The sequence below is a fragment of the Dialister histaminiformans genome (assembly GCF_900103425.1).
GTDB classification, from domain to species: Bacteria; Bacillota; Negativicutes; order Veillonellales; family Dialisteraceae; genus Allisonella; species Allisonella histaminiformans.
Window position 1 is genome coordinate 69,217 of record NZ_FMXA01000009.1, and the last position, 6,810, is coordinate 76,026.

7 protein-coding genes and 1 tRNA gene are annotated in these 6,810 nt (G+C 46.6%); 1 reads left to right on the forward strand and 7 read right to left on the reverse strand.

Going from position 1 to position 6,810, the window contains the following annotated elements; genetic code table 11:
• Positions 1-53: 53 nt before the first annotated feature.
• The 7 genes from BLQ79_RS04420 to BLQ79_RS04450 all read right to left on the reverse strand — a co-directional run bounded on the left by BLQ79_RS04420 (position 54) and on the right by BLQ79_RS04450 (position 5,995).
• Positions 54-1,028 (reverse strand): hypothetical protein, encoded by a 975-nt coding sequence (locus BLQ79_RS04420; protein WP_091364273.1) that lies wholly within the window; start codon positions 1,026-1,028, stop codon positions 54-56.
• A 172-nt stretch (positions 1,029-1,200) separates the two neighbouring features.
• On the reverse strand, positions 1,201-3,027 hold the full coding sequence (gene glmS / locus BLQ79_RS04425; RefSeq protein ID WP_091364275.1) for a glutamine--fructose-6-phosphate transaminase (isomerizing): 1,827 nt from the start codon (positions 3,025-3,027) through the stop codon (positions 1,201-1,203).
• Positions 3,028-3,204: 177 nt separating this feature from the next.
• The gene (locus BLQ79_RS04430; protein ID WP_091364277.1) at positions 3,205-3,762 is read right to left on the reverse strand and encodes a YIP1 family protein; all 558 of its coding nucleotides are present in this window, start codon (positions 3,760-3,762) and stop codon (positions 3,205-3,207) included.
• A gap of 9 nt (positions 3,763-3,771) precedes the next feature.
• Complete coding sequence (gene sppA, locus BLQ79_RS04435; RefSeq protein ID WP_234944924.1) at positions 3,772-4,707, reverse strand: signal peptide peptidase SppA; 936 nt, start codon at positions 4,705-4,707, stop codon at positions 3,772-3,774.
• A 48-nt stretch (positions 4,708-4,755) separates the two neighbouring features.
• Complete coding sequence (locus BLQ79_RS04440; RefSeq protein WP_091364281.1) at positions 4,756-5,088, reverse strand: branched-chain amino acid transporter permease; 333 nt, start codon at positions 5,086-5,088, stop codon at positions 4,756-4,758.
• Positions 5,085-5,819: an AzlC family ABC transporter permease gene (locus BLQ79_RS04445; protein ID WP_091364283.1), complete on the reverse strand. Its 735-nt coding sequence runs from the start codon at positions 5,817-5,819 to the stop codon at positions 5,085-5,087. The genes BLQ79_RS04440 and BLQ79_RS04445 overlap by 4 nt, the downstream gene beginning before the upstream one ends.
• A 100-nt stretch (positions 5,820-5,919) precedes the next feature.
• A tRNA-Glu gene (locus BLQ79_RS04450) sits at positions 5,920-5,995 on the reverse strand.
• Positions 5,996-6,171: 176 nt separating this feature from the next.
• Here BLQ79_RS04450 and BLQ79_RS04455 point away from each other — a divergent pair.
• Positions 6,172-6,810 (forward strand): helix-turn-helix domain-containing protein (locus BLQ79_RS04455; RefSeq protein ID WP_091364285.1); only part of this gene is annotated, 639 nt, incomplete at its 3' end.

Below are 6,810 nucleotides of genomic sequence, written 5' to 3' on the forward strand. Positions count from 1 at the left end.
TATGTCAATAAAAAATGCCTTCCTTACCCAGGGCAAGGAAGGCATTCTCTGAATTAATGAAACAGAGAGGATATGGAGCTCCAGCTGAAAGAAGCTGTAGAAGAAGCCATATTATCAAAATAGTTATTAAATCCGGTAAGCTGTGGATTAACAAGCAGTACACAGATGACTGCCAGTACGGTGAACCCCAGCGCAACCAGGCTCATACGGCCGCGGCCGGAGCCAACATAGAATCCGAACAGACGGATGCAGAGTGCGCCGAAAATAACCATCACAATACCGGAAATCGGGAAGATGTTAAATAACAGGTTGGATACCAGCATGGCAATAAAGAAAGATGGAATCACCACCAACGGAAGATTTTCGGTAAGATGGCTGCGGGTGGTTTCTTCACGATGCATATCCATTAACCATTCAGAGAAGTCAAACCCGAACAAACCGGTAAGCAGGAACATGCTCAGAATAATTGAATCCCATGCCCCGTTAAGTCTGGTTCTGTCATTACCAATCCACCAGAAGAACAGGCACATAAGAAGAGCCACTGCCGTACCTGCATACATATAGGCCACCGGCGGGATAACCGTTGTCAGCGCAATGCCTCCGGTCATAAGTGCAGAGCCAATAAGAATATAAATAATCCGTGTCTTCATCGGAATGCGAAGCGGTTCCGGCACACGGGCGCCCAGTCTGACGGTCAATTCCAGAAGGAAAATCATCAGGAACAGTGTCAGCGCGCCAAACGGATATACAAAAAGCGCAGCCACAGAAACAGCTATAGCCGCCCAGAGAATCCAGCCGCGGAAGATCTGGAAGTTCTTAAAGGACAGTCGGTTTCCCTGAGTGAAGACCACCAGTTTAATAAATACCAGATACGTTGCCATTATACCAGCCACCTGAACCGGTGTCGCTCCCATGAACAGCAGTCCGCAAAACAACAGGATAGACACATTGGCCCCAGTCAGTCTTGCCACCAGATTTCCGAAAAATCCGATATTGAACAACGCTAAAAGTGAAGTTAAAAGATTCAAAGGTTCCATCTCCTTCATATGAATAAATTTTTACTTATTAAGTATAAGCGGAAACCTGTCTGTACGCAAATGAAAGTCATGTTCCGGAAAGACGGATCGGTCTCTCCGGAATACTCTCAAAAAAATGACAGGCGGAAATAAACTTCCTGTCCTGTCATCTTTATACTTCTTATTATTCTACAGTTACAGATTTAGCGAGATTTCTCGGCTTATCTACGTCGTTTTCTCTCTTAATGCCTGTGAAATAGGCAAGCAGCTGCATCGGAATAACGGAAAGAATTGGCGCGATGAATTCATCAACTCTTGGAATTCTGACGGTATCTGTCGCATATTTTTCCAGTTCCGGATCATCATCATATCCAATGCCGATGACTTCGGCCCCTCTTGCCCGAACTTCCTGAATATTGCTGTACATCTTGGAAGCCACATGGCTCTGCGTAGCTACCGCAATAACCGGTGTTTCTTTTGTAATCAGTGCCAGTGTACCATGCTTCAGTTCCCCTGCCGCATAAGCTTCCGCATGGATATAGGAAATTTCCTTAAGCTTGAGCGCGCCTTCCATGGCAATGGCATAATCGATGGAACGTCCCAGATAGAAAATATCCTTAGCATCCTTCAAGCTGTCAGCCAGTTTTTCCATATGGTCCTTTTCCTTCAGCACTTCGGTAATCTTATCCGGAAGAGTGAGAAGAGCGGAAGTGATGTCCTTTATCAGTTCAGGACGAATGGTGCCCTTAATCTGTCCCATATACAGGGAAAGAAGAAGCAATGCCACCAGCTGCGTGGTATAGGCCTTGGTAGAAGCTACCGCGATTTCCGGACCTGCCAGTGTGTAAATAGTATAATCCGCTTCTCTGGCAATGGAAGAACCGATGGAATTGGTTACCGCAATGCTGCGTGCCCCCAGTCGCTTGGCTTCCTTAAGCGCTTCCAGAGTATCCAGGGTTTCCCCGGACTGGCTGACTACAATGCACAGAGTACGTTCGCTGGTCAGCGGCTGACGATAGCGGTATTCAGATGCAATATCCACTTCTACCGGAATCTTTACAAAGCGTTCAATATAATGCTTAGCCACAAGGCCGGCATGATAAGCGGTACCGCATGCGGTAATCAGGATATTATCAATGTTTTCCAGATCCGCTTTAGTCCAGTTCAGATTGTCAAAGCATACCATGCCATCCTTATCCACATGAATGGTTGTGGTGTCGCAGACAGCCTTAGGCTGTTCATAAATTTCCTTGAGCATGAAATGCGGATATCCGTTCTTTTCTGCCGCTTCCGCAGTCCATGTCACTTCCTGAACTTTTTTGGATACCGGAAGTCCTTCGGCATCAAATACGGACACCTTATCCTTCTTGACTATGGCGATTTCATTATCATTGATAATAAAAATACGTCTGGTCTTGTTAATAACTGCCGGAATATCAGAAGCGATGAAATTTTCTCCTTTGCCCAGGCCGATGATCAGCGGGTTGGATTTCTTTGTACAGATAATGGTATCCGGGAAATCGCTGTTCATGAACAGAAGGGTGTATGTACCGGTAATACGGGTTGTTACCTTGCGGATAGTGGAGAAGAAATCTCCGTCATCCAGTTCTTCTGCCAGATGAGCTACTACCTCGGAATCTGTTTCAGACTTGAAAATATGGCCCTTGGCAATGAGCTGCTTCTTAAGTTCCATGTAATTTTCAATAATCCCGTTATGTACCACTACAAAGTGATTGTGGCAGTCCCCATGCGGATGTGAGTTAACATCCGATGGCTGGCCATGTGTAGCCCAACGGGTATGACCGACACCGATATGACCGTGCAACGGATGTTCCTTCAGTACGGCTTCCAGATTAGCCAATCTTCCCTTCTTTTTGGTGATGTTAATTCTTTCTCCGTCAAATACAGCGATTCCGGCGGAATCATATCCTCTGTATTCCAGACGGCGCAGTCCGTCAATAAGGAATTCTGACGCTTCTTTGTCCCCTACATAACCGACAATACCGCACATATTAAATCCTCCTTCAGATAAAGAAAGTAATAAAACCTTCACTTATTTATATCATGCTTATGTTTACACTATTCAGTCATTTATTCAATCATAATCATGCACACTAATTGATTATACCATAATATGCAAGTCAACCCCATCCGGGAGAATGTCCCGCCTCTTCCGGATTTATTTTTCTTACAACCCCATACTCATAATGGCTGTAACTCCCATGACCGTCACGATACCGATCAGTCCCATGACCACGGCACCAGCCAGAACTGCCGGCGCTACCAGTATAAGTACCGAGCGCCCCCAGCTCATTCCATAATTTTCGCTGACCGCCAGCACATTGAGCACAAAGCACCAGGCCAGAGCCACCATCATTATGGCCCCGGCCAGGGCCTCTCCGCCCAGCTTGGAAATCAGGGAAGCAAAAACGCCAAATGCCAGAGGAAAGGAATCTGCCATAAGCCCGGCCGTAATGCCCCGAGCAGTTCCCCTTCCGCCGGCCAGTCCAGCAACATAATGAATAATGGCGCTCTGCAGCAGGAGCAGGGTAATGCCCGCGATGAGGATCAGCAGAAATCCCAGAATAATTCCTGTCCCTTCAATCAAAGAGGATAAGGAAAGGACAAACAGAGTAAACAGCCAGATGATTCCCGCACAGATCCACTGTTCACCCCGGGTAATCGTACGCAGCGCCATCCGGGGACTCATTACCAGATTATAGACAAGATCCAGAAAATAGTTCATGACTCCTCCTTATCTTACTGAGACACTGGATGTGCCAGCAGATGAACGCACCGCGTCAGCAAAACCCTTTCCCATCCATGTACCCAGATGCTGCATATCCGCATTCAGAAATCCTCTCAGGGATCCGCCGCCATCATACGTATGAACCGGAACATCTCCATCCATATTGACTAATCCGCCTGCATAGTCCAGAGCATCATAGTAATTACCCATAGCATCCACCAGTCCCAGATTCTGAGCTTCTCTGCCGGTCATGATACGACCATCAGCAAATGTCTTTACCTTTGCGACATCCATATGCCGGCCTTCGGCTACCGACTGAACAAACTGGTTGTAGATATCATTGACCATGCCCTGCAGCATCGTCCGTTCTTCCGGCACCATAGGACGGTACATAGACAACATGTCCTTATAAGCTCCGCTCTTAATCTTTTCATCCGTTACTCCCAGTTTGCCTGCCAGACCTTCTACATTGGTATAGTCAATATAAACGCCTATGCTTCCGGTCAGTGTTGCCGGGCTGGCAAAAATGTAGTCCCCCTTACTGGCGATCCAGTATCCGGCAGACGCGCAGGTATCCCCCATGGAAATGACAATGGGCTTGCCTGCATTCTTAATCTTGTCCATTTCTTCCACAATTTCCTGGGTCGCTCCGGTAGAGCCGCCCGGTGTATTTATCCGGATAAGGACCGCTTTGGCATTATCATCTTTCCGCGCGGCTTCCAGCTCAGCCATTATTTCTTCACTGGAAGTTCCTCCCTGTGACAGAAAATCCCCTGCAGGACCTCCATAGATTTCTCCGTCAATGCGGATAACCGCAATATATCCCTTCCCGGAAAGTGCTGTCAGATTTCTCCCCCATAACTCTGCAGTCCCTGCCAGAATGGCTGTCAGAAGAAGTATTCCCGCCACAATAAGAATCCATGTTCTTTTTGAATGTATCATCATACCCTCCTTACTGCCATATAGAAACAGAATCCGGTTTCCCTGGAATCAGCCGGTAAACACCACCTGAACCAGAAGCATATAAATGGCTGTTCCCGCCACCATGGAAAGCATCATATTGCGCTTCCACAGGTGGATTGCCGTCGTAACCATCAGTCCTATCATTTCCGGAATCCCGTAGGATCCACTGACAAAGCTGACATTTTTGAGGCAGTAAACCACCAGCATGGCAAAAATAGCGGCGGGGAGTGCCCTTCCCAGATATCGTATATACGCCGGCATATTTTTTCCCGGCTTGAACAACAGAAATGCCAGACTGCGAGGCACCACAGTTCCAATCACACACATCACTATGGTTATAATCTGCTCTGTCAGACTCATTCTAATCCCCTTTCAATCTTCTTCCTGCCCAGTGTGAGCAGCAGAAGAATCAGAAACATAGTCGGCAGCAGAAAGTTATCCGCACCGAAGAGAATCCGGCATAAAACCGCCGATATAGCACCTATCACCGCTGTGATGTGCTGTTTTTCCTTCATCAGCTGCTCCAAGAATATGACCACAAACATGGTGGTCATAACAAAACCTATCCCTTTGATATTCCAAGGAATCACATTGCCAAGAAGTCCCCCCAGCAAAGCCCCGGAAACCCAGTACAGATAGTTAAGCACGGAAATCCAGAGCATATACCAGCCTCTGTCAACAGAGCGTGGAATGCTTCCTGCATAATTGAGCGCGAACGTTTCATCGCACATCATAAAAATGAGGAATGGTTTTTTCCAGCCCATATGCCCATATTTTTCCAACATGGCAATACCATAGAAGAAATGTCTGGCCTGAATCATCAGAGCCACCATCAGTGCCTGAAAGGGAGCAAACGGGCTCAGAAGCATGGCTACCGTGACAAATTCCAGAGATCCGCCGAATATGCAGGCAGCCATCAGAAAAGGATACCAGAACGAAAACCCTTCCGCATGCATATATATCCCATAGGCAAAGGCTACAAACCAGAAGCCGGCCAGTATGGGCAATGTCACCGGGAACGCTTCCTTAAACGCTTTCCATGCCACCCTTGTTCCTGTAGATTCTGTAGATTCTATCGCATCCGTATGCATAAGTACTCCATACCTCCTCATCATCCGGCAAATACGGAAAAAACATTTAGCAGATACTAAAAAAGCCGCAAGGACTCAACATTCCATGCGACCTTTTATCTGGTGACCGGTATGGGATTCGAACCCATGCTCTCTGCGCTGAGAACGCAGCGTCTTAACCGCTTGACTAACCGGCCATGATGAGATTTATTATACTCGTCTGCCAGATAAATAGCAAGCCGGAAAATCTCATTCTCTGTAATGCATTGTAGGATTACAATACATGTGTTACACATTGAAAACATAAAAAGCGAGATACCCTTGTGATATAGTTAATTCGTCAAAACAAACTTTTACCAAAGGAGTATCTCGCATGAACAGTATAACACAAGTTATGAAATTTCGTAGATCTATGGTCGAATATGCATTGAAGCATGGCGTCACTAAAACCGCCATCAAATACAATACATATCGCCAATATGTATATCGCTGGCTTCAACGTTATGATGGTTCACTGGAGTCCTTACGTAATAAATCCCGCAGGCCAAAACACCATCCCAAAGCACATACAGTTGCGGAATTAAAGCTCATTCAGAATATGAGGCGTCGAAATCCAGAGGCCGGGTTGGTGGTTTTCTGGGTAAAGCTCCGTCAGCGTGGATATAGCCGTTCAATTACCGGACTTTACCGTACATTGAAACGCATAGGGATGACTCCGGTGAAACCGCCTAACCCCAAATATGTTCCCAAACCCTATGAACAAATGCTGTATCCAGGGCAGCGCATCCAGATTGACGTAAAGTTTGTACCATCCGCATGCCTGACTGGTGAAGCCAAAGGAAAACGCTTCTATCAATATACTGCCATTGATGAATTCTCACGCTGGCGTTATGTGGAAGCCTTTGAAGAGCACAGCACCTACTCTTCCATGATATTTCTGGTGCATCTCGTTCAGGCTTTCCCGATGCCTATTGAATGTGTGCAGACAGATAATGGCCCCGAATTCACTAAA

Bases quoted from the DNA above. Each gene is read 5' to 3' on its own strand.
- glmS (WP_091364275.1), bottom strand. From the start codon at position 3,027: ATGTGCGGTATTGTCGGTTATGTAGGGGACAAAGAAGCGTCAGAATTC.
- BLQ79_RS04430 (WP_091364277.1), bottom strand. From the start codon at position 3,762: ATGAACTATTTTCTGGATCTTGTCTATAATCTGGTAATGAGTCCCCGG.
- sppA (WP_234944924.1), bottom strand. From the start codon at position 4,707: ATGATACATTCAAAAAGAACATGGATTCTTATTGTGGCGGGAATACTT.
- BLQ79_RS04440 (WP_091364281.1), bottom strand. From the start codon at position 5,088: ATGAGTCTGACAGAGCAGATTATAACCATAGTGATGTGTGTGATTGGA.
- BLQ79_RS04445 (WP_091364283.1), bottom strand. From the start codon at position 5,819: ATGCATACGGATGCGATAGAATCTACAGAATCTACAGGAACAAGGGTG.